Consider the following 23,919-nt stretch of genomic DNA (forward strand, 5'->3'; position numbering starts at 1 on the left):
TGGCGCGCTTTTCTTAACGCTGTGATTTTAATGCTCTGATCCAGATTATGTGGCAGAAATAAATGCAGCGGTTAAATTGAAGTAAGTTCTTTCGTACTTAACTCCTTTTCGGCTTTAATTAGACGCTACACCTTGTGTCGCAAGGTATCAGTTCTAGTGAAGGCCACAAAAAGCTCGTAGTGCTTGCCAATTTCTCTCTAAAATCATGAAGGTGGTTGTTTGTTGTGCAATTAGCGATGCAAAGCTGCCTTATTCAGGATAAGCGTTTGACACTAATGTTAATTAGGGTTTCACTTAAGTAAAGAAACAAAGATAGAACAGACATGTCTGTAGACAGTAAATTATATGCGTTAGATGTAGACGCGCTTTCACCTACCATAAATCGCCGAGCGATAAACAGTGCCTTAAAAGATGATGAAGCGCTAAATGCGACCTTCATTGGGCAAGAGCGTGCGCGTGAAGCACTTACGTTTGGGTTAGGTATTAACACCAAAGGCTATAATCTATACGTGATGGGTGAGCCTGCCACAGGCCGCTTCACTCTAGTGAAGGATTATATTGAACGCCAAGTTGCCCAGCTACCGGCGCCTGATGATTGTTGTTATATCAACAATTTTGACGAAGAGCGCGAACCTGTTGCGCTAAAATTTCCTCCCGGAGGTGGAAAAGCATTCCACAAGGACATGGCTGCGCTTATTGACGATGTCATAGACTCACTGCCCATTGCCTTTGATAACCCGGGATATCAACGCCGTCGCGCGTCAATTTCCAGAGAGTTCGAGCAAAAGTACGATGCGGCTATCGATGCGGTAGAGCGTTACGCACAAGCGAATGATGTTGCGCTGTACGAAGAGGGGGGCTCTATTACGTTTTCACCTATCGTTAACGGCAAGCCAATAAGTGACACAGAGTTTGCGTCATTAACTGACGCACAACGGGAAGGGTTTTATACTCTTATTGACGAACTAGAAAACAGGTTAAGCGAAGGCCTGTTAAGCCTGCCTACGTGGAAACGCGAAAACTCGGAGCGTCTGCGTGAGCTTGACAAAAAGACCGCAGAGCAGGGGATAAAACCGCTGCTAAAAGTGCTTGAGCACAAATACGCGTCTGAGCTAGGGGTAATGAAATACCTCAAACAGCTTAAAACAGCAATGGTCAACGCCATCTTAGTCATTCACAGTGAAGAGCAGAAAGAAGAGAAGAGTGATGACTTTGACAAGAAGATATTTTTAGAAGAGCAATTTCTTCCTAACGTTTTGGTGTCGAATAAACTCGATGACGCAGCCCCTGTTATTTATGAGCCGAACCCTACTTATCAAAATTTGTTTGGCAAAATAGAGTACACCAACATTCACGGCAGCGTGTTTACCAACTATCGCATGATTCAGCCCGGTGCGCTCCATCGTGCAAATGGCGGTTATTTGTTGTTGGATGTCGACCAACTTATTGAACAACCTTTCGTGTGGGATACTCTTAAGCTTGCCATCAAGTCACAGCGCTTGCGCATGGACTTACCTCAGCAAGATGTGGGTATGGTGAACAACATTACGCTCAATCCACAGCCCATCGACTTAAATGTGAAAATCGTTCTGTTAGGTTCGCGTGATTTATACTACACGCTGCAAGATTACGATGACGAGTTTGATGAACTGTTTAGAGTGTTGGTGGATTTTGATTTGGAAATTCCCGTCACCAGACAGGCGCTTTTTGATTTCGTGGGCAAAGTACGTGCGCATCTTATTCAGTTAGGACTTAAAGGCATTACCGCTAACGCGATGTGCAGGCTAGTTGAGTACTCGTTAAGAATGGCTGAACACAAAGAAAAGCTATCTGCGCACTTCGCTGAAGTTATCGAGCTAGTTAATGAAGCCTATTATTTCTGTCAGAAATCTAATGCCGACACACTAGAACTTGATCATTTAAAAACAGCATTAAGTGCCAAGAAACGTCGCACCGGCCGCGTCAGTCAAACACTATTAAACGATATTAAAGAAGGGCACGTGCTTATTGCCACTGAAGGAAAAGCGGTAGGCAAAGTAAACGGGTTAACGGTATTGGATATTGGTGACACTGCATTTGGTACGCCTGCACGCATTACGTCTACTGTATTTGCTGGCGCAAGTGGTGTAGTTGATATTGAGCGTGAGGTAGAGCTTGGACAGCCTATTCACTCAAAAGGCGTTATGTTGCTTAATGGGTATTTAGGTAATAAATACGCTCAGCATTTCCCGCTAACGCTTTCTGCAAACATCGCATTGGAACAGTCTTACGGTCATATAGACGGCGATAGTGCATCCCTTGGTGAACTGGTTGCGCTTATCTCTGCGTTGACTGAAATTCCTTGCTTGCAGACCTTGGCCATTACGGGGTCCATAAACCAGTACGGTGAAGTGCAGGCCGTTGGCGGAGTTAACGAAAAAATAGAAGGCTTTTTCGACTTGTGTCAACACCGCGGCCTTACCGGTACGCAGGGCGTGATTATTCCTAAATCGAATGCGATTAATTTGGTATTAGACGCCACCGTTATCGACGCAGTGAAAAAAGGGCTGTTCCATATTTACACTGTAGAGACCGTTGATGATGCGCTATCTATTTTGATGGAACAGGAAGCGGGTAAAATAAGTAGTAAAGGTCGTTACCCTAAAAATTCAATTAATTACCATGCCGTAAACCGTCTATACAATATTGCGCTCATTGTTAATGGTGGCGATGGCGAATAGCTGAGCGAGCTTTATTTTAAACGCTCTATTGTGTTTTGACATAAAATGACCCCCAATAATTGGAATGTCCAACTAATGGGGGTCACTTCAGAAAAGCGTTTTTTTTGATTAAAGCATTAATGTACTTAATCACTACTTAGGCGGCATGCGCAGACCACCATCTAAACGGATTGTTTCACCATTTAGGTAGCTATTGTTTGCCATATGAATAACCAGTTTTGCAAACTCTTCAGGTAGGCCAAGGCGCTTAGGAAACTGAACGTTAGCAGAAAGGGCGTCTTGCACCTTTTCTGGCATAGCAAGTAGCATTGGCGTGCCCATTACACCCGGCGCAATGGTGTTAACACGAATACCCAACGGGGCTAAGTCTCGAGCCATTGGAAGAGTTAGGCCGATAATACCACCTTTACTCGCGGCATAAGCGGTTTGCCCTATTTGACCCTCATAGCCAGCAACTGAAGCAGTATTCACGATAAGACCGCGTTCGCCTTCCTCGTTAATTGGCGATTGTTTTGCCATCGTTGCTGCAACTAAGCGAGAAACATTAAAGCTTCCTACTAAGTTGATGTCGATAGTTTTCTGAAAATCGCCAAGCGGGGCAGGGTTACCTTCTTTATCAAGTAAACGTTTGGCGGGAGCGATGCCTGCACAGTTAACCACTAAAGAAATGGCCCCAAACCTCTCGGTTGTCGCGTCTATAGCCGCTTGAACAGAAGCTTCATCGCGCACATCGACTTTGGTGAAAAGTGTATTGTTGTTGCCTAACTCTGCTACGCGCTGTACGCCAAGCTCTTCATTTAAGTCGAAAAGGCTGACGTTAGCGCCTGCATCTCGAAGTGCGATGGCAGTGGCGTGACCAAGTCCAGAACAACCGCCAGTGACAATGGCAGTAAGATTATTTAGCGTCATATTTTTCCCTTAAAACCCGAGTTTTCACTATTATTAACGTGATGTTAACGAGAAGTAAGAAGAAAAACTATGGTGCCGAGGGGGATCGGCACCTTTTATTCGGTTATTTTGCAGCTATTTTGGCAACTGAATTTTACAGTCTTCGCTTTGACGGTAGATAATTAGCGTGTGGCCGATTACCTGTAGCTTAACTGAGTTTGTTTCACGAACAATGGCATCCATGATTAGCGCTTTTTCTTCGCGATCGTCTGTTGGCACCTTAACTTTAATTAATTCGTGATGGCTAAGGGCGTTGTCAATTTCGGCAACCACACCTTCTGTCAGGCCGTTCCCACCTAGCTGCACAACAGGTTTTAAAGGGTGTGCAAGGCCTTTTAGGAATTGTTTCTGTTTATTTGAAAGTTTCATGAAGTAATATTTCTTACAATTAATCTGTTAGTTTATGCTTGAAATAACGTATTCTAACGCCATCTTCTCTACAATCCTAATGACATTGTATTGGAATGACAAAAAAGAAACACTCCGCCAGCAGTAAACGCTGGCTTCAAGAACACGTTAACGACCATTATGTGCAAAAAGCAAATAAGGAAGGTTGGCGATCGCGGGCTATCTACAAACTGGAAGAAATCCAGAAGAAAGATAAGCTTATTAAACCAGGAATGACACTTGTAGACCTCGGTGCGGCACCGGGTGGCTGGTCACAGCTGGCTGCTCAACTAGTTGGCGACAATGGTCAAGTTATCGCGTGCGATATTTTGCCCATGGACCCAATTGTGGGCGTAGACTTTTTACAAGGTGATTTTCGAGAGGACGCTGTTCTCGACGCACTATTGAACAGAATCGGTGGGAACACCGTAGATATTGTGTTGTCTGATATGGCACCGAACCTTGCAGGTAACGCGTCGGTTGACCAATCTCGCTCTATGTACCTTTGCGAACTAGCGCTTGATATGTGTCACCAAGTGTTAAAGCCTGGTGGTTCGTTTGTCATAAAGGTGTTCCAAGGTGAGGGGTTTGTTGAGTTCATGAACGCACTTAAACAATCTTTCACAACCATAAAGACGCGTAAGCCTGACTCGTCCAGATCACGTTCGCGAGAGGTGTATTTGGTGGCTTGTGGGTATAAAGTGTAGTACGCTTTGAGATAAGCGGTTTTCGTTGCGAGTTGTGTCGTTTATTCAATAAACAACTTGTTGAATATACAAGCAATTCGGGTTTATAGAGGTTAGTAGCATTGAGCGATATGGCAAAAAATTTAATCTTATGGTTAGTCATCGCCGTTGTTTTAATGTCGGTTTTCCAGAGCTTTTCACCGAGTGAATCGTCTCGTTCGCAAACTGACTACACAACGTTTTTGAGAGAAGCAGAACAGGGAAATATTCGAGAAGTTCGCATCAATAATAGTGGCGAAATTCGAGGTACTAAGCGTTCAGGCGAAACTTTCCAAACATTCGTACCTTACTTCGATGACAAGTTAGTATCTGACTTGGTTAAGAACGACGTAAGAGTGTACGGTGAACCACCAGAAGAGCAGTCTCTTCTGACGTCTATTTTCATCTCATGGTTCCCCATGTTACTGCTTATTGGTGTATGGATTTTCTTCATGCGTCAAATGCAGGGTGGCGGCGGCCGTGGCGCTATGTCATTCGGTAAGAGCAAAGCTCGCCTACTTGGTGAAGACCAAATTAAGACAACATTTGCTGACGTAGCAGGCTGTGACGAAGCGAAAGAAGATGTATCTGAATTGGTAGACTTCCTGCGCGACCCGTCTAAGTTCCAAAAGCTAGGTGGTAAAATTCCGAAGGGCGTACTTATGGTAGGTCCTCCTGGTACAGGTAAAACGTTGCTTGCAAAAGCTATCGCGGGTGAAGCAAAAGTACCATTCTTTACTATTTCAGGTTCTGATTTCGTTGAAATGTTCGTGGGTGTAGGTGCATCTCGTGTTCGTGACATGTTTGAGCAAGCTAAAAAAGCGGCGCCTTGTATCATCTTTATTGATGAAATCGATGCAGTGGGCCGTCAACGTGGCGCAGGTCTAGGTGGTGGTCACGACGAACGTGAGCAAACCCTTAACCAGATGCTTGTTGAAATGGACGGCTTTGAAGGTCATGAAGGTATTATCGTTATTGCGGCAACTAACCGTCCTGACGTACTAGACCCTGCGCTTCTTCGTCCTGGTCGTTTTGACCGTCAAGTAGTGGTTGGTCTTCCTGACATCCGCGGCCGTGAACAAATTCTTAAGGTTCACATTCGCAAAGTACCAGTGGCTGATAACGTAGAACCGTCAGTTATTGCTCGTGGTACACCAGGTTTCTCAGGTGCTGACCTTGCTAACCTAGTAAACGAAGCTGCATTGTTCGCTGCTCGCGGCAACAAGCGCCTTGTTTCTATGGAAGAGTTTGAGAAAGCGAAAGACAAAATCATGATGGGCTCTGAGCGTAAGTCTATGGTGATGTCTGAGCCTGAAAAAGAAATGACTGCGTATCACGAAGCGGGTCACGCTATCGTAGGTCGCTTAGTGCCAGAGCACGATCCGGTATACAAAGTGTCAATCATTCCGCGCGGTCGCGCGCTGGGTGTGACCATGTACTTACCAGAGCAAGACCGAGTGAGCCACTCTAAACAGCACTTAGAAAGTATGATTTCTAGCTTGTTTGGTGGGCGTATTGCTGAAGCCATCATTTATGGTGACGACAAAGTAACCACGGGTGCATCTAACGACATCGAACGCGCAACTGAAATTGCACGTAAGATGGTTACTCAATGGGGCTTGTCGAGCAAAATGGGCCCAATGCTTTATGCTGAAGACGAGGGTGAAGTGTTCCTAGGCAAGTCTATGTCTAAGGCAACAAACATGTCTGATGACACAGCACGTGCCATTGATGCGGAAATTAAGTCACTGATTGACCGCAACTACGATCGCGCTCAAAAGATCCTTGAAGACAACATCGATATTTTACATTCAATGAAAGACGCACTGATGAAGTACGAAACCATTGATGCAAAGCAAATTGATGATCTGATGAACCGCACTGACGTTCGTCCTCCTGCTGACTGGGATGACAGCAAGCCATCGGGTGGCGACAAGCCAAGTGGTGGTGCACCGGTTCGCGAAGGTGAAATTAAAAATGACGGCGTAGACAAACCGTCGGTAGGTAAGCCGGGCGATATTCCAAGCTAAGCTTCTACAATCACTAAAAAACGCCAGTTAAACTGGCGTTTTTTGTTAGCGCAATCTGGTTTTCGTTGCAAATTGAGCAAAGGCTTTAAGCGGGAGTTAAGCAAAGCTAGTTACCAAATTGGAGTAGGCAATGTATTTGCGCTTCACGGTAACATGCACTGCTCACTAGGCGATTTAAAATCAGATTGCTTTATAGCTTCATTTTTTGAAGACAACTTTTTTTTGAAAGATTGTATTATTTTTTAAAAACATAGTGCAGGTAATTCATGCAGTTTGGTAAGCACTTCATTGAGCTGTCACAACCTCAGGTGATGGGTATTTTAAATGTTACGCCCGATTCATTCTCTGACGGCGGCAAACACGCAAATGTAAAACAAGCCCTTGAGCACGCGCTTCGCATGATTGATGAAGGCGCAACGTTCATAGATGTCGGTGGTGAATCAACCAGGCCTGGTGCACCCGATGTATCGTTACAGGAAGAATTGGATCGCACCATTCCGGTTATTGAAGCCGTAGCTAAAAATACCGCATGTGTTATTTCTATTGATACCAGCAAGGCTGACGTTATGCGGGAAGCGGTGAAAGCTGGCGCGGGGCTAATCAACGATGTACGCGCTTTACAAGAGCCTGGTGCATTGCAAGTAGCAGCTGAAGCACAAGTACCTGTTTGTTTAATGCATATGCAGGGGCAACCCAGAACCATGCAGCAAAGCCCTGAGTATGATGATGTAGTGAATGATGTGGGTCAGTTTCTACTCGCGCGCAGTAATGCTTGTGAAGAAGCGGGCATTGCTAAAGATAAGATTTTGTTCGACCCTGGCTACGGTTTCGGAAAGTCACTGGAACACAATTATACGCTGGTGAAACACTTGCCATCGCTTATGAAGCTGGGTTACCCGGTGTTAGTAGGCATGTCTCGCAAGTCGATGATCGGCAATTTGCTAAATAGAAAAGTGGATGAGCGCTTGGCGGGAAGCATAAGCCTCGCTACAATTGTCGCCCAAATGGGCGCACAGATAATTCGCGTTCACGACGTGAAAGAAACAGCTGATGCTGTCAATATCGTGAAAATGCTGAATTCAGTAAAATAAGGAATAATAATGACGCAGCGCAAATATTTCGGCACCGACGGTATCCGCGGAAAGGTAGGCGAGAGCAATATCAACCCAGAGTTTGTTACAAAACTCGGGTGGGCAGCAGGTAAGGTCCTTGCCGGACGAGGGACGAACAAAGTACTTATTGGTAAAGACACGCGTATTTCTGGCTACATGCTAGAGTCGTCTTTAGAGGCGGGTTTATCAGCTGCTGGCATCAATATCGGTTTACTAGGCCCCATGCCAACGCCAGCTATTGCTTATCTCACCAAAACATTTCGCTCAGAAGCAGGGATAGTGATTAGTGCGTCACATAATCCGTTTTATGATAACGGCATTAAATTTTTCTCAGCGCAAGGCTTTAAGCTTGATGATGATATCGAGTTAGCGATTGAAGATATGCTTGAACGTCCAATGACATGTGTGGCATCTGATAAGCTGGGTAAGGCTACGCGTATAAATGACGCTGCGGGTCGTTATATTGAGTTTTGTAAGGGGACATTCCCTTCAGAATTATCGCTGACAGATCTTAAAATTGTTGTGGACTGCGCACATGGCGCAACGTACCACATTGCCCCCAACGTATTGAGAGAGTTAGGTGCTACGGTTATCGAACTTGGTACAGCGCCCAACGGTTTAAACATTAACGACGGTGTGGGCGCAACCTCAATGGATGCGATTGTTGAAAAGGTTAAGGAGACCGGCGCTGATCTTGGCTTTGCCCTAGACGGCGATGGCGATCGCATTATGATGGTAGACCATCTTGGTAATGTGCTTGATGGTGACCAGATTGTTTACATCATTGCCCGCGACGCGCTAAAAAACGGCAAAATGCAGGGTGGTGTAGTTGGCACCTTGATGAGTAATTTAGGCCTTGAAAATGCGTTGTCAAAGCTTGGTGTTCCTTTCGCAAGAAGTAATGTTGGCGACCGTTATGTGATGGAGCTGTTACAACAAAAAGGCTGGTCAATTGGCGGTGAAAACTCGGGTCATGTTCTCAATCTTAATATGAGCTCAACGGGTGACGGTATTGTAGCTGGGCTTCAAGTGCTTGCCGCAATGCTTCGTTCGCACATGGACTTACACGACTTAGCAAGTGGGTTTGAGATGTACCCGCAAACGCTAGTTAACGTGAGGTACGCTAACCAAGAAGTGGATTATTTAGCACACAGCAATGTACAAAATGCTAAGAAAGAGGCTGAGTCTGCGTTAGGTAAAACGGGCAGGGTACTTCTACGTAAAAGTGGTACTGAGCCGTTAATTCGTGTGATGGTTGAGTCGAATGACGAAAGCCAATCTCACAAATGGGCAGAGCATATTGCTGAAACTGTTCGTAATCTCGCCAATTAGTTGGCGTAGCAGGAAATTTTGCTTTTTGTGCTTGTATCTTCTCAATTAAATAGTTAATATCACGCCCGCTTTGAAGACAGGGCTAAGGTCTGCGTTGTGAGTAAAAATCTTAGAAAGCCATTCGTGGCTGGCAACTGGAAAATGAACGGAAATTTGGCATTAGTTGCTGAATTTAATCAAAAACTGGCGGATGTAAAAGCTGATTCGGAAATCGTTATTTGCGCTCCTTCACTTCTTTTACACGCATTTGAAACCCATTCGTTTGCCATTGGTGCTCAAAACGTAAGTCATCTTAATAACGGCGCTCACACTGGTGAGTTGTCAGTTGAAATGCTTAAAGAAGTAGGTTGCGGTTACGCAATTGTTGGGCATTCAGAAAGACGAGAGGACCAAGGCGAGTCAAGCGAACTTGTTGCATTAAAGGCAAAGCAATGTGTTTCTTCAGGTGTCGTACCCATCATTTGTGTAGGTGAGCCACTTGAAGTGAGAGAAGCTGGTAATGTTGAATCGTTTGTTGGCGAGCAACTAGATGCACTGGTTAGCGTCATGTCGGTAGACGAACTCAGTAAGACTGTTATTGCATACGAGCCGATTTGGGCAATTGGTACTGGTAAAACAGCCAGCCCTGAACAAGCACAAGAAGTACACGAATTTATTCGCGGCTACTTTAATAAAGTAGACGCACAGTTGGCTCAAGGCCTTCGTATTTTGTACGGTGGTAGTGTTAAGCCAGATAATGCTGAAACCCTATTTGCGCAAAAAGACGTAGATGGTGGTTTGATTGGCGGAGCCAGTTTAAAAGCTGAAGATTTTATTTCAATTTGCCAAGCGGCAAACTGACGAGGTATTTATGATTTACGAAGTGCTATTAGTAGCATACCTAATTGTAGCGCTATTGCTTATTGGATTTGTATTGATCCAACAAGGAAAAGGTGCAGATATGGGCGCTTCATTTGGTTCAGGCGGCTCGAACACGGTTTTCGGCTCATCTGGTTCTGGCAACTTTATGACTCGAACAACGGCAATCCTCGCAGGTTTGTTTTTCTTCATCAGTCTTTCTTTAGGTGCTATAACAGCTAACCGTGAAAGCGCAGAGGATGAGTGGAACAACCTAGAAGTTCCTGCTTCGTTAGAAGAGCAGGTAGAGCTTCCAGCGGATCAAGACGTACCAGTGATCGAAGATGCAGCTCAGGGTGATGTTCCAGTAATTGAAAGCGATGCGACAGACGTTCCTATGTCTGACGATAGCGAAGGTTCAAACTAAAAAGTTTTCGCGGAAGTGGTGGAATTGGTAGACACGCCATCTTGAGGGGGTGGTGAGCATAGCTCGTGCGGGTTCAAGTCCCGCTTTCCGCACCAATTAAAGAAAGAGAAGGCCAGCAAAGTTGCTGGCCTTTTTTCTATTTGACCTTTTGAAAGCAAGAAGACGCAACCAACAAAACAATTGTTGACCTTGTTATAATTGTAACAAAGCGTTAAAAACCAAAAATTACAGGGTGTTATACCTGTTCGTATCTTTATTATTCAGCTATTCTTTTAGCAGTTCATCGTTTTACGCATCTTAAAATTTAGTCTATTCTTCACGGGGCACTAGAGTGCAAAAAACACTAAGTCAGAGTTTATTTCAAACCTTACTGATAGGTATTGTAATAGCATCACTTCTGATTATTGGCGCTGTCTGGCGTTCAGCCAACACCCTAGTAGTTCAAAATATTGATCACGACATTCTCTTGGCTGAAAAAGTATTTGATAAAGTCGTTGCCGACAGGCAAGCCGTTATCAGAAGCGTTTCAAAAGTCCTGTCTCGGTCTTTCGACTTTAGACGCGCTGTGGGCACTGGAAACATACCCTCTATAGAAGCCGCTTTTACAAGCTACGCAGAACGCCTAAATACAAACATCATTGCGTTAGTCAGTTTAGATCACACAGTAGTTGCAACCCATAGCGAATTATTTGAGCCTGGCCAAAACATAGAGAGTAGCTTATCACTTGTAGCCAGAGGTCAAGACAGTGGATTTTTTGTTGTTAAAAACAACTTGGTGCAGCTAAATCTAATTCGGGTAGAAATTCCAACGCTTAGATATTACATGCTTATTGGTGTTGATTTTGATAGCGATTTATTAAACGAGTTAAAACAACTTGTAGATGCTGAAATTATCATTTCAGAAGCAGGTTCAAATAAGGTTATAAAGGCAACCTTAGATGAAGGAGACGCTCAGCGCATACTTTCATCTGAACGCGACCCGTCTTGGGTAGATGTCACTTTCAAAGACGAGTTGACCTATTTTGCGCGACAGGTAAGTATTGGCTCTGAGCAGGACTTGCCTATGGCGATTACGCTAGCTGTAGATGTAACCTCTTCGTTTAATGCGTTTACTCGCATTCAATTAACCATATTAGCTTTTTGTTTGTTAGCAATACTCGTTGCTATGGGGCTTTCTCTGTTACTAGCACGAAATGTGAGTGAGCCTGTTTCTAAGTTAGTTAAAGCAGTTAATAAGGTGGCTTCAGGGTCCTATGGTGCGACACTTGAAGCGCCATCGAAACTCAAAGAAATTACCGAGCTTGCTAATGCTGTTGATAGTATGCAGGCGAGTATTAAGAGTCGTGAGAAGCATATACGCTATCAAGCAGAACACGATGTTTTAACGGGGCTTTTTAACCGCAACTATGTTGAAGGCTTTTTCGAATCCGAGCTCAAAGAAGGGCGGGCTGTTCAAGTGGTGGCTATTACCGTCATTGGGTTTCGAACTATTAATGACCTGTATGGCTATTCAAATGGCGACAATACGTTAAAAGCGCTAGCTGAGCGTTTACAGCGCTGGCCCGGTACGTCTGCGCGCCTTGCTGGGGGGGAGATTTTATATATCTCTCAGGAATCGCTTAATGATGATCAGCTAGAAACGCTTAAGTACATACTTGAGCAGCCTGTTGAGAGTAATTTAATCGCTATTCCCGTGAAAGTTGCTATGGCAATCATCGAATGCCCACAGGACGCTGCGTCCTCTGAAGAGCTCTTCAGAAAAATGAATATAGTCACCGATGAAGCCATTCACAGTGACAGTTGGTGTGTCCGCTATCGAACTGATTTGGAAGATAAATATAACCGCCGCCTTGCTATAACAACGGAATTAAAACGCGCTCTTGCCAGTCAGCAGAATGAATTGTCTATGGTCTACCAACCTAAAGTTGATTTAAGGACCATGAAAGTTTGTAGTATGGAAGCGTTAATTCGTTGGAACAACAGTGCACTAGGTTTTGTTCCTCCTGATGAGTTTATCACTATTGCTGAGCAAGCAGGATTGATTGAGCAGGTCACGACTTGGGTTATGCAGCAGACTATTGCAGATTTAGCTTATTTCAGAGCTAAAGGATATGAATTTACTGTGGCAATGAACCTCTCGACTCAAGACATACAAAACAAAGTGTTGCTGCGTAAGCTTGTTGCTTTGCTTACGCAAGAGGGGCTTTCCCCTGAGGCGCTGGAACTTGAAATTACTGAAAGCGACTTGGTTGCCGACGCATCGCTTGCCATAGAGAACCTAAATGAGCTAACAGCCCGTGGATTTCACTTTGCGATAGATGATTTCGGCACGGGCTATTCTTCATTGGCGTACTTAAAGAATCTACCAGTCACAACAATCAAGATAGATAAAAGCTTTATTCTTGCTCTAGCAAGCGACGAGAACGATCAACAAATAGTTCACACCGTGCTTAGTTTAGCAAGTGTCTTCAATTTAAAAGTGGTTGCAGAGGGTGTAGAAGATGTTGCGTCGCTAGAAATCTTGAAAGAGTGGGGGTGTGATATCGCACAAGGTTATTTCATCAGTCGTCCTCTTAATCGTTTAGACCTAGAAAATTGGCTACAAAATACGCCTTTCGGTGAATAGCTTTCTTATTACAAAAAATTTATATTTTTGAAGTCAATGGGATGCTCAATCGTTTATCAACGCTGACATGGCATCTAAAATGCAAACAATTATTATGAAGCGCGAAAATCGCTCCGCAGGCTGAACACTTTCATCAAAGTGTGAGTTTTTTGCCTACTGAGTTGTGAAATTACTTCAAAAACAAGGAATTTACTATGGACATCATTCGTATACTTTTATCAATTTTACTTCCACCGCTAGGCGTATTTTTACAGGTAGGTATTGGCGCGCATTTTTGGATCAATATTCTATTGACTATTCTTGGTTATTTTCCAGGTGTAATTCACGCGGTTTACATCATCGCTAAAAAGTAGCCACCTAAGGGCTTCTGTAAGTCGTTATACGCGCCAGAGCAAAAAATATTAAATATGCAAAAGCCAGCTTTAGTAGCTGGCTTTTTACTTTATGACGCCTTTCGGGTTGAATATTATCGCCATGGATACCATGGCTATGTTATGCCGTGAGTTTTTCGTTGTCTAATTCCTGTTTCATCTCTTTTTGATATTCATCAGCAAGTTTTGTTTTCTGGCGGTCATTAAGCACATTACCCGCAACCTGGAAGAACTCTTGTTCTTCGTCAGCAAGGTGATGTTCCACTTTTTCCTGAAGTGCTTTTAAATAACGTAACCATGCAGGTGAACTCATATCGGTGTCATCAAGCTTCGCCAGTAATTCATCAATCTCGTGATGCTCTGCAATACCATGACGGGTCAAATCTGCGGTGGCGTCTTTTTCTAAAAGATGAGAATAAAAGTGGCGCTCCTCAGCAATAGCATGACTTTCAAGCTGTGTCTTAAGCTCTTGATAATATTCACGGCGTGCAGCTGTATCTCCACTTGTTTCAGCTAAAATCTTTAGCAATAAACGTTGCTTCTCATGGTCTTGGCGTAAAGCTTCAAAAATTTTCATGGGTAGTTCCTTATAAATACCTAAAAAATGAATCACACCTGTGGTAATGCTATTTTTATTCCATGAATGAGATATTTGTTACGCGCTGATTTTTAAAAGAAATTTCAAATGAAGTGACATAGAGTCATTGAATTGGGGAAGGGGACAACGCAAATTTTACAAGTTAGTTTCCGATAAATTCACGGCAGTAAGTCCGTGAATTTATCGAAAAAGGGAGATGGGATATGCGCTACACGCCTTGTGCGACCATTGCGTCAGCGAGTCTACGAAATGCTGCTACATTGGCGCCTTTCATATAATCAACGTAGCTGCTTCCAGCATCGCCTTCAGATTTACCCTCATCAACACAGCGCTGATGAATGCTTTCCATAATAGCGTATAACTGGTCATCAAGTATCTTCGCATTGCGCTGATTGAACATGGCGTTTTGGCTCATTTCTAATCCCGACAAGGCGACACCACCCGCATTAGATGCTTTTCCAGGCACATAAACAATTTTGGCATCTAAGAAAAGGGCTTGTGCCTCATTCGTACACGGCATGTTCGCACCCTCTAAAACCATCTTACAGCCGTTATCCAGTAATAACTTGGCATCTGCTTCAAGCAGTTCATTTTGCGTTGCACAAGGTAAAGCAATATCACATTTTATATGCCACGGCTTTTTATCGGCTATCCATTCGCCTATGTTTTTATCTGCCATATCCACAAGAATATTATCTCGGTTAGCGTGGTTGTTAATTGCCCATTTTAATGCCGTATCCGATAACCCTTCTTCAACATGCAGAAGACCCCGGCTATTAGACAGCGAAATAACTTTTCCGCCTTTCTCTACCGCCTTGAGCGCCGCATGCAACGCTACGTTTCCGGCTCCAGATACTGCAATAGTATTGCCTTCAATGTGAGAATTTCGTTGTTTACAAACCGCTTCTAAAAAGTAGATTAAGCCAAAACCTGTGGCTTCAGTGCGCACATAACTTCCACCAAATTCTAACCCCTTGCCTGTCAACACACCTTCGAACCTGTTGTTTAACCTACGGTATTCACCATAGAGATAACCTATTTCTCTAGCGCCTACGTTAATATCACCAGCAGGTACATCTGTGTTCGCGCCTATGTGTCGTTGTAATTCACGCATGAAGGCTTGGCAAAACAACATAATGTCGCGATCAGTACGCCCTTTGGGGTTAAAGTCTGACCCGCCTTTACCTCCGCCCATGGGTAAGCCGGTCAGGGCATTCTTGAAACACTGTTCGAAAGCTAGAAACTTAAGCACCGATAAGTTGACGGTAGGATGAAAGCGCAAGCCACCTTTGTAAGGACCCATGGCTGAATTGTGCTGTACACGCCAACCTTGATTGACTTCAATATCGCCATCACTGTTCATCCACGACACGGTAAAATAAATAATGCGTTCAGGCATGCAAATGCGTCTTATAATATCGAACGCTTTGTAGTCTTTGTTTGCATTGTAAATAGGAACAATATCTTCTAATACTTCGTGTACCGCCTGTAGATATTCCGTTTCGTTAGCAAACTTCTCATTAAGAAAGGTATAGATTTCTTCAAAGTTACTTTTCTGAGTCATGTACTGCTTAATCCTTTTCTTCAAAATTTGTGAGAACGTTAAGGCTTCGAGGGCATGTTTTTATCTCAAGCTTTTCGCCTTCGTAGATCTCGCCGTCGACAGCATACGCCGTGGGCTTATCAAATGTTAACGTTATGCTTGATGCGCGTTCGTGCCGTATTGATTCAGATTGCTTTTTTGCTTCAGCTGGACTTAGCACTAGCTCTGCTAACGATGCGAATTGTTTATCAGAGCTGGGCTGAGGTAATAGCCAGGTCAAATCAAGCTTTCCATCGGTGATGTCGGGCGGCTCAGCGCCCTGAGCAAGTGCTGTGGTCATTGGGGCTGCGTTTGCAATAACAAAGCTCGGCGTTTCTAAGGTTTCAGCTGGCTGGTTGTCTTTTGCTACTTTAAACGTCATGTTTTCGTTATTTGAAATCGCGTTCCATAGCCCTTTTAGGTAGGCAAACTGGCCGCCTACATTCTTTTCTTCGCGATCAGCGGCCGAAATCATTTTTTCCTCGAAGCCAACTGCTGCTACCAAAAGCATAACGTGGTCGTTACAGGTCGCGGTATCTATGGCTAAGGTGTTGCCCTCTATAATGATGTCACATGCTGTACTAATAGGCATGACTTTACTAATGTAGCCATGCAACACTTGGCTCAGTGCGTTTGCTGTACCAAAAGGGATAATCCCCATGGTAACGTCGGTGTTGACCAAAGCCGATGCGACTTCAGTTAACGTTCCATCGCCTCCGCATGCGACAATAATGTGGGCGCCGTCTTGTTTTGCCTTTTCTGCTAGTGCCTTACCATCTACTTCAGGTGTGGTTTCTTTCACGGTCACTTTGAATTTTTCATTTAATCGAGAAAGAACGTCATCTCGGTATTGCTCCCATTTACCGCCACCAGCAACTGGATTAACAATAAGGGTTAAATTCTTTTGTAGTGAAAGTAGGCCACCATCTCTAATCTGCTGCAGCGATGCTAATTGACGTTTGTTGAGCCTTGCTGTTTGGCGTATCTGGTTAATTTCACGTAATGCATCATCTACACTCAACGAAGGGTTTTTGGCCAGTAAATAGGCTGCAACCACCAGAACAGAGCGACCTCTTCCAAGCGCACAATGCACAACAACATTTTTCTTTTCAGAAATTTGTTGATTTAACCAATTTATTGCTAAAACAAGCTGTTCAGGAGTGGGGCTGGTATGGTCGAGTACCGGTACGTTTAAATAGCGGTAATCTTCTTGATATGCCGTCCAATCCAGTCCATCAAATTCAGCGGTTACGTCAAGAATGGCATCAATGTTGTTTTCGTTTAAAAGGCTAACGTGTTTTCCCGACATGCGGCACGCAAGGAATAAGTGCGGCTCAATTTTTTGTAGGGGAGGGACTTTATCCGTTCTGCGTGCGTATTCATTGTAAAGCCAAGAGCCCAGTAAAAAAGGTACAAAAATCCAGCGTATGTAGAATGGTATTGACCCATCCTCACGTTTGCGAAACAGGCTTGGATAGTTGAGCAAATAGGCGCTGCTTACGGCAATAAGGGAAAATGCAATCCAACCAAATACCACTTTTAACAATATCACTGGCACGGTCAGCGTTAGTGCTAACGCCACTAATGCACCAAGTACGTAATACTTCACCATTTTCACGATTAACACATCCTTTGTAATTGGAAAGAGCAAACAGTCTATGCATCTATACTTACACTGGAGCGTTTTCGTTTACTTTTGTCGCAATAGGGTTGAACTATCACGTATCGGTAAACGTATGCTTTGGTATTGAAAATATGAGCGTTTCAAATGAAGAATAGTGCGGTACTAAAGGTTGCGAACTTTGTATGGTTCCAAGGAATTTGGTGGCTGGTCATCTTGTTCCAGAATAAAGCAGTAATTCCAGTGTTAGGGTTAATCCTTCTATGGATAGCCATTTCGCCCAAGCGAGTGGAAGATATAAAGCTAATGGGCACGGTATTTTTACTGGGCACGGTGGTTGATGCACTTTTAACCCTAAGCGGGCTGTTCATTTTTAACGAGACTGAAACGCTGGTCAGCTTCTGGCCAATTCCAATTTGGCTAAGTCTTCTATGGGCAGCCTTTGCAGGTACGGTCTATCACAGTTTAACCGCCTTTAATGGTCGAATGGCCGTTGCGGCGGTTGCTGGAGCTATCTTCGCGCCGCTCAGTTATATCGCCGGCGCCAAATTCGGCGCGGTTGAATTGGGCGCAAGCGTAGTGCTTTCTTATATTTTTATCGCTCTAGTGTGGAGTGTAATCTTCCCGCTGTGTTTTTATTTATCCAATCGTTTTGAGGCAAAACAAGCCCAAGCGTAAATGCAAGGAGTGTATTGGCAATGACGAAAAACGTATTAGTTACAGGTGGAAACAGAGGTATTGGTCTAGAAATAGTAAAAGGAATGCTGTCTAAAGGCTACAAAGTGCTAATGGGGTGTCGAGACGAAGAGGCCGGCCTTGAAGCCAAGAAAGATATTGTGGGAGGGGATTTGCATATTATTGAGATGCCTCTTGATAACGAAACAGCCATCGTCGATGCGTTTGTTCGAGCTGAGGCCGTGTATGGCCCTATTGATATCCTCATAAACAATGCAGGTATCTTAGACGACACGCCATGGAAAGATGTAAATTCTGAGACGTTGGCTAAATCGATGCAAATTAATGTGAACGCCCCGCTTACACTTATCCAGCAAACGTTACCGCAAATGATTGAGCGAGGTTTTGGACGTATTATCAATGTAAGCTCTAGTTACGGTAGCTTCGCCGAGGGACTGAAAGGGCCAATGTGCTATGCGATAACAAAGGCTGCAATTAATGCGCTTACGGTTAAGATGGCAGCGGTAGTTGATGAAGCTGCTGACAGTAAGTCTCTTAATGTAACCGTTAATAGCATGACCCCGGGTTGGGTGCATACCAGAATGGGGGGAAGTGATGCGCCTAAAACACCCGAGGAGGGAGCAGATACGGCCATTTGGTTAGCAACCATGGAAGCGGGCGGCCCCCATGGCCAATTCTTAAAAGATAGAGAGCCTATAGAGTGGTAGCCTTAATTAACTAGCCTCAGTTATATAGTATGAAGGCTACCATTTTCACGATGCTTTTTAATCAGCATCTTCTAAAGTGAGAATCGCTTTCGTAGAAAGCGGGCGATTCCATCTTCATCGTGATGCCCAATGACGGAAGTGGCGGCGTCTTTGATATAAGGTTTAGCGTTAGAAGGTGCATAAGCCTCGTCTGCTAGCTTAAACATACTTAAATCATTATCACTGTCGCCAAACACAATAACGTTGCTTGCATTCAACTGTTGGCGCAAAAGCTCTACCGCACTACCTTTATTCGCAAGATTGTGGTGTACATCCATCCAACGGTACTCATCTCCTTCGATAGCTGGCCCAGAGTACGCTATCAGTCCTTCGTGCATGTTAAGCTGTTTATACATGTCATAGACTAGTGGTGCATCTCCGATCATACTGATGTTTGTTATATGTGCATTAGCAGGTAGCAACTCAATAGACGCTAGTCGCGCTTTAGTGCGCGAAAAATACTTTTCAATTAAATCGTGTTCCACCTGATGCTTAGGCGACGAATGGTAAATCACGTGCTCGTGATCTGGGCTATCCATATTCACTGTGTTAATGAAAGGCGTAATATTATTATTTACGGCGTGCTCGATAATAAGATTCACTTCACTGGGCGCGAGCAAATTTTCTAGTGTTAGCGCGTTTCCGGCAGGATCCCAAATTGCCACCCCATTATTATAAATGTGAGGGAGTACAAAAGACTGACCTTGTAGCACAAATTGCGCTGAATGCATGGTACGACCCGTCGCTACGGTGAATGCAATGTCTCTCTCACCAAGCAAGCCCAACGTCTCTTTAGTAAACGAGGAGATTTCAGAAGACTTATTTAATAAAGTGCCATCTAAATCAAAAAATATTAAATCCATACAATTGGTGCCTAATCTCTCTTTCAGAATAACGCCGACCAAACGACGAAGGGCAATAAACGTGGAGTTCGTTATATTGCCCTTCGAAAATATTGGAACAGCTAGATTGATAACTCCGCTATGATTACTGTATCACATTCTGCTTTGAAGCAGCGTTCCATATTATGTCGCTAGTCTTGCTACCGAATAGATTCGACCACTTTGTCGGTGTGCTGCTTCAGTAATTGCGAGACTTTAGAAGCAGACTGTGACTTTTTAAGGTTAATTACCAGCGCAACTTTACCATATCTAACCGCGTGTCTTACGGTTTGTATAACCTCATTTCTGTCTGGACGTAAACCGATTAAACCCGCTATGAATAACCCAATGAATATGCCTGGGCTAATTAGTGCTATGTAGGTAAACAAAGGATTTTGTTGAGTAAGCGCTGGGCCAAACTGCGTTAACAAAAATGCCGCCACTAAACCTACAATCAGACCGATTGAACCAAGCAACAGGTGGGACGACCACATGCTTTTGCCAATGGATGCGCTGTTACGTTCAAGTTTTTCACTCATTTTAGGGTCGCCAGCTTCGATAATTTCTACTTGAGATACCTCAACAGATGTTTGGTCTTGAACTATCTCAAGTACTTCCTGCACTTTAAGTTTTGACGGAAATACAGCCGCGACTTGCAAATCACCGGTTGATACAACATGGGCTCTCAAATTCTCATGTTCATTACTGTTTTCGCTTTTTGACTCTACGTTTTTCGAACTTTGAACATTCATCTTTAAATCCTCGACTTCTTACTTGGACTCTCTAAATCAATCCACTTCACTTGCACTTCAAAGGGTATTGCTGTTCGGCTTCACCCAAGTGCATAGGTAACTCGACAACTATTGTTCATACTTATTCAAGTTGCATTCCGACGAAGAAAAGTAGCGGTTTATACTTTAGTAGAAAAAAGAGAAGGTACATTTTTATGCTATTGTTTTTAATGGTTATTTTTGGAAGGTTAAATATGATTTAGTAAGCTGGAAGGCGAAATAAAGAAGGATTTCGAAGCGATATGCTGAGTTTTAGCAATCGCTGCTACCGGACCAACCAGCCAGTACTGTGATAATTTTACACATAGCGTGAAAATTCGTTATGGCCTTTAAAATCACTGTCTTGCCGTGGAAGCGTCGGCTTGCGGCAAGGTTAATTGCGTGTAGTGATCATTTCTGTACGTTCTTCTGTAGATTCTATTTATAAATTGAGATTTGGTACCGTTGTTTGCAATCTGACTAAGAAAGCACAGCGAGCATCTGCGGCCGTAGCAGCACCTTAACAGTCGGTCTTCTTAGCTGGTAAGGAAAGGAGTATCTATAAATGAAACGGATTAAGGGCTATTGCAACGTCTACTCTGATGATAGCCATCTATCAATAAGGCGCATCGCTTGCGGTGATAAACGGTTTTACTATCGCTATGCAAGTGGAAAAAAAGTCACAGGAGAGCGCGTGCTAAAGCGTATCAAAAAGCTTGTCATTCCTCCAAATTGGCGCGACACCTTTATAAGCCGTGACAGTAAAGCCAGCGTTCAAGCCGTCGGCTATGACGAAAAAGGACGTAAACAATATATCTATCACAGCAAATGGCACGAGCAGCAGCAAGTAGAAAAATTTGAGCGTTTGGTTGCCTTTGGTAATGCACTTCCTGAGTTCCGTGAGCACTGTCTTTCATTAATTTCACAGCCAACATGGACGCAAGAAAGAGCTTGCGCGCTGGTGTGCCTGTTGCTCGATTACACAGGTGCTAGAGTTGGCAACGCTCAATATAGCAAGGAAAATAACACATATGGGTTAACTACATTGCGGCGCAAGCATGTACAAGCGCAGTGTGACGATAGTGTTGAACTTGCTTACATTGGTAAGCACGGCAAACCAAGAACATTAAAAGTAAACGACCCTGAGCTTGCTTCATTAGTTTGTGACTGTGCGCAACAACAAGGTTACTGTTTATTTCGTTATCAAGATGAGAATAAACAATGGCACGACGTAACGAGCGAAGACGTTAATGCGTTCATCCACAAAGAACTAAGTGAACAGTTCAGTTGTAAAGACTTTCGAACGTGGGCATCAAGTCGATTTGCACTAACAAACCTGCCCAGTGTGTATGAACAGATAGCAAACTCCAGAACCAAGAAATGGGAGAGTACGTTAAGCAAGTGTGTTGCAGCAGAACTTGGCAATACTCCCACCGTTTGCAGGAAATATTATATTCATCCGAAACTATTTACTGTGAAAAATGATGAAAAGGCGTGTGAGAAGCTAATTAATCGGGTTCGCTCGCTACATAGTGAAGATTGTACGCAACTTACCCATTTACTGCCTGTAGAAAAGCTTCTTTTGGATGTTATTTCGTCTGAGTGCGTGTAACAAAGTATTTTTAATGAAAATGTTTTAGCTGATAGTAAAGTTGCTGTTTTTTGCGACTTTTCAGCTAAAGTTAAATTGTTTCATAAATGACTTAGTGTTTTTAAGTTAATGAATACTAATGGTAAATTTGGATTTTATTAGCGTAATATGCTTTGAAACATGGTTGGTGCTAATTTAAACATAAGTGCCTGTTAAACGATGTTGTTTAAAAATTGCACTTGAAATTTTCTGTCAGATCCTTATATTGTTAGAGCTCTAATGATTATTGTTCGATTTAATTGTTTGCTTTTGAATTTGAATTAGCAAAGGTTAAATGGCGTTTTCATTTACGAGTTTTCGAAGAGCAATAGAGGAAATAACGAACGTTATGCCAATGGAAAGTTACCTATCACTAGCGGTGTATTTTATAGCGATGTTAGGGATAGGGTTGTTTGCTTACCGACAATCTACCAGTGATATTTCTGGTTATATTTTGGGAGGGCGACAAGTTAGCCCTCAAGTAACCGCACTGTCTGCGGGTGCGTCTGACATGTCTGGCTGGATGCTAATGGGCTTACCAGGTGCAATGTACTTAACCGGTTTCGATGCGGTTTATATTGCAATAGGGTTGGTTGCAGGTGCGTTGGCCAATTATTTACTAGTAGCACCAAAACTTCGCGTTTATACCGAAGTAGCGAACGACTCGCTGACTGTGCCTGAATTTTTTGCCAAGCGTTTTAATACGCCTAATTCAAGCTTACGTATTGTTTCAGCGGTGATTATCGTACTGTTTTTCACGCTATACACCTCTGCCGGGTTAGTTGCAGGTGGTAAGTTGTTTGAAAGCGCGTTTTCGGTCGATTATCAGTTAGGCCTATTTATTACGCTGGGTGTAGTGGTGTCTTATACGCTACTTGGTGGTTTCTTGGCAGTAAGCCTTACGGACTTTGTACAAGGGTGCATTATGTTCGTGGCGCTGGTACTGGTTCCAATTGTCGCGTTTACCGAGTTCGATAGCGTGTCGCAAATGACAAGCGCCGCTTATCAATCTGTACCCAATTTTTCTGAATCGTTAGAAACGCTAACGATTGTAGGGTTGCTATCGAGTTTAGGTTGGGGCTTAGGTTACTTTGGACAGCCCCACATTATTGTTCGCTTTATGGCAATTCGTTCTGTTAATGCCATTGGCACAGCGCGAAATATTGGTATGTCGTGGATGTTAGTAACCATCATTGGTGCACTGGCAACAGGATTTGTAGGCATTGCTTATGCCAATCAGTTTGGCCTGGCTGTCGACGACCCTGAGACGATATTTATTATTTTCTCGCAATTGCTGTTCCACCCACTTATTAGTGGATTTTTAATGGCCGCTATTTTAGCCGCTATTATGAGTACAATTTCGTCGCAACTGCTGGTTAGCGCAAGTTCGTTAACCGAAGACATTTACCGCGTAATGGTAAATAAAAAGTCTTCAACCAAGGCGCTGAGTGAAAAGCAAACGGTAACAATTGGCCGTTATGGTGTAGCAGGTGTAGCTGTGGTTGCATTGTTATTAGCCATGGATGCGTCGAACACAATTTTATCTTTAGTAAGTAATGCTTGGGCAGGTTTTGGTGCAGCATTTGGTCCGTTAGTACTGTTTTGTCTGTATAAAAAGGACCTTACAGCGAAAGCGGCAATGGCGGGCATGATCAGCGGTGCGGTAACCGTATTGTTCTGGATTTATGCGCCCGTTTTAGCTGACGGTAAAACGTTAAGCAGCGTTATTTATGAAATTATTCCAGGGTTTGCGGTAAGTACGCTAACGCTTTATGTGGTAAGTCGCTTTAGCGAAAACCCATCGTCAAACGTACAAGCAACATTCGCGCAAGCCAGTGAAGAATTAGCAAATCAACAATCTTAAGGTTAAAAAGTTTATT

General features: G+C 43.6%; 20 protein-coding genes and 1 tRNA gene. 14 read left to right on the plus strand and 7 right to left on the minus strand.

Translation table 11 applies throughout. The features are described from left to right. The first annotated feature begins 323 nt into the window (after positions 1 to 323). A complete protein-coding gene (locus ACX5KA_RS08545) occupies positions 324 to 2,720 on the plus strand; it encodes a Lon protease family protein (protein WP_458730882.1) in 2,397 nt (798 codons plus the stop codon). A 132-nt stretch (positions 2,721 to 2,852) separates the two neighbouring features. On the opposite strand, the gene ACX5KA_RS08550 is transcribed toward ACX5KA_RS08545, so the two are convergent. Both ACX5KA_RS08550 and yhbY read right to left on the minus strand, forming a co-directional pair. Further along, complete coding sequence (locus ACX5KA_RS08550) at positions 2,853 to 3,629, minus strand: 3-hydroxyacyl-CoA dehydrogenase (protein WP_458730883.1); 777 nt, start codon at positions 3,627 to 3,629, stop codon at positions 2,853 to 2,855. A gap of 114 nt (positions 3,630 to 3,743) precedes the next feature. After that, entirely contained in the window at positions 3,744 to 4,037 is a 294-nt protein-coding gene (gene yhbY / locus ACX5KA_RS08555) for a ribosome assembly RNA-binding protein YhbY (RefSeq protein ID WP_014949363.1), read from the minus strand. Between the two features lie 95 nt (positions 4,038 to 4,132). On the opposite strand from yhbY, the gene rlmE reads away from it, so the two are divergent. The 9 genes from rlmE (at position 4,133) to ACX5KA_RS08600 (ending at position 13,497) form a co-directional block, all read left to right on the plus strand. Beyond that, the gene (gene rlmE, locus ACX5KA_RS08560) at positions 4,133 to 4,762 is read left to right on the plus strand and encodes a 23S rRNA (uridine(2552)-2'-O)-methyltransferase RlmE (RefSeq protein WP_014949364.1); all 630 of its coding nucleotides are present in this window, start codon (positions 4,133 to 4,135) and stop codon (positions 4,760 to 4,762) included. A gap of 101 nt (positions 4,763 to 4,863) precedes the next feature. Continuing rightward, entirely contained in the window at positions 4,864 to 6,810 is a 1,947-nt protein-coding gene (gene ftsH, locus ACX5KA_RS08565) for an ATP-dependent zinc metalloprotease FtsH (protein ID WP_458730884.1), read from the plus strand. 266 nt (positions 6,811 to 7,076) lie between these two features. Further along, positions 7,077 to 7,901, plus strand: a complete 825-nt coding sequence (gene folP, locus ACX5KA_RS08570) for a dihydropteroate synthase (protein ID WP_458730885.1) — start codon at positions 7,077 to 7,079, stop codon at positions 7,899 to 7,901. 9 nt (positions 7,902 to 7,910) lie between these two features. Beyond that, positions 7,911 to 9,254, plus strand: coding sequence for a phosphoglucosamine mutase (gene glmM, locus ACX5KA_RS08575; RefSeq protein ID WP_014949367.1), 1,344 nt, complete (start codon positions 7,911 to 7,913; stop codon positions 9,252 to 9,254). 96 nt (positions 9,255 to 9,350) lie between these two features. Continuing rightward, entirely contained in the window at positions 9,351 to 10,094 is a 744-nt protein-coding gene (gene tpiA, locus ACX5KA_RS08580; RefSeq protein ID WP_458730886.1) for a triose-phosphate isomerase, read from the plus strand. Between the two features lie 10 nt (positions 10,095 to 10,104). Continuing rightward, complete coding sequence (secG, locus tag ACX5KA_RS08585; RefSeq protein WP_239245840.1) at positions 10,105 to 10,518, plus strand: preprotein translocase subunit SecG; 414 nt, start codon at positions 10,105 to 10,107, stop codon at positions 10,516 to 10,518. A 9-nt stretch (positions 10,519 to 10,527) separates the two neighbouring features. After that, positions 10,528 to 10,613: transfer RNA gene (locus ACX5KA_RS08590), tRNA-Leu, on the plus strand. A 236-nt stretch (positions 10,614 to 10,849) separates the two neighbouring features. Beyond that, a complete protein-coding gene (locus ACX5KA_RS08595; protein WP_458730887.1) occupies positions 10,850 to 13,144 on the plus strand; it encodes an EAL domain-containing protein in 2,295 nt (764 codons plus the stop codon). Between the two features lie 194 nt (positions 13,145 to 13,338). After that, a complete protein-coding gene (locus ACX5KA_RS08600; protein ID WP_014949371.1) occupies positions 13,339 to 13,497 on the plus strand; it encodes a YqaE/Pmp3 family membrane protein in 159 nt (52 codons plus the stop codon). Between the two features lie 139 nt (positions 13,498 to 13,636). Here the strand turns inward: ACX5KA_RS08600 and ACX5KA_RS08605 are convergent, their stop codons facing one another. The 3 genes from ACX5KA_RS08605 to ACX5KA_RS08615 all read right to left on the minus strand — a co-directional run bounded on the left by ACX5KA_RS08605 (position 13,637) and on the right by ACX5KA_RS08615 (position 17,313). Continuing rightward, positions 13,637 to 14,092 (minus strand): hemerythrin domain-containing protein, encoded by a 456-nt coding sequence (locus ACX5KA_RS08605; protein WP_239245844.1) that lies wholly within the window; start codon positions 14,090 to 14,092, stop codon positions 13,637 to 13,639. Positions 14,093 to 14,321: 229 nt separating this feature from the next. Then, positions 14,322 to 15,677, minus strand: coding sequence for an NADP-specific glutamate dehydrogenase (gdhA, locus tag ACX5KA_RS08610; RefSeq protein ID WP_458730888.1), 1,356 nt, complete (start codon positions 15,675 to 15,677; stop codon positions 14,322 to 14,324). Between the two features lie 7 nt (positions 15,678 to 15,684). After that, complete coding sequence (locus ACX5KA_RS08615) at positions 15,685 to 17,313, minus strand: diacylglycerol kinase family protein (RefSeq protein WP_338356728.1); 1,629 nt, start codon at positions 17,311 to 17,313, stop codon at positions 15,685 to 15,687. 150 nt (positions 17,314 to 17,463) lie between these two features. Here ACX5KA_RS08615 and ACX5KA_RS08620 point away from each other — a divergent pair, with 150 nt between their 5' ends. Together ACX5KA_RS08620 and ACX5KA_RS08625 are read left to right on the plus strand one after the other, a co-directional pair. Then, positions 17,464 to 17,994: a DUF2878 domain-containing protein gene (locus tag ACX5KA_RS08620; RefSeq protein ID WP_039229417.1), complete on the plus strand. Its 531-nt coding sequence runs from the start codon at positions 17,464 to 17,466 to the stop codon at positions 17,992 to 17,994. A gap of 20 nt (positions 17,995 to 18,014) precedes the next feature. Beyond that, the gene (locus ACX5KA_RS08625; protein ID WP_458730889.1) at positions 18,015 to 18,719 is read left to right on the plus strand and encodes an SDR family NAD(P)-dependent oxidoreductase; all 705 of its coding nucleotides are present in this window, start codon (positions 18,015 to 18,017) and stop codon (positions 18,717 to 18,719) included. Between the two features lie 71 nt (positions 18,720 to 18,790). Here ACX5KA_RS08625 and ACX5KA_RS08630 read toward each other — a convergent pair whose 3' ends face one another. Then, entirely contained in the window at positions 18,791 to 19,621 is an 831-nt protein-coding gene (locus ACX5KA_RS08630) for an HAD family hydrolase (RefSeq protein WP_458730890.1), read from the minus strand. 179 nt (positions 19,622 to 19,800) lie between these two features. Continuing rightward, complete coding sequence (locus ACX5KA_RS08635) at positions 19,801 to 20,391, minus strand: hypothetical protein (RefSeq protein ID WP_039229403.1); 591 nt, start codon at positions 20,389 to 20,391, stop codon at positions 19,801 to 19,803. A gap of 583 nt (positions 20,392 to 20,974) precedes the next feature. Between ACX5KA_RS08635 and ACX5KA_RS08640 the strand changes: the two genes are divergently transcribed. Beyond that, positions 20,975 to 22,021, plus strand: coding sequence for a DNA topoisomerase IB (locus tag ACX5KA_RS08640; RefSeq protein WP_458730891.1), 1,047 nt, complete (start codon positions 20,975 to 20,977; stop codon positions 22,019 to 22,021). 367 nt (positions 22,022 to 22,388) lie between these two features. Next, positions 22,389 to 23,903, plus strand: coding sequence for a sodium/proline symporter PutP (gene putP, locus ACX5KA_RS08645; RefSeq protein WP_061486965.1), 1,515 nt, complete (start codon positions 22,389 to 22,391; stop codon positions 23,901 to 23,903). The last annotated feature ends 16 nt before the right edge of the window (positions 23,904 to 23,919 follow it).

It is taken from the genome of Alteromonas alvinellae, assembly GCF_902705805.1.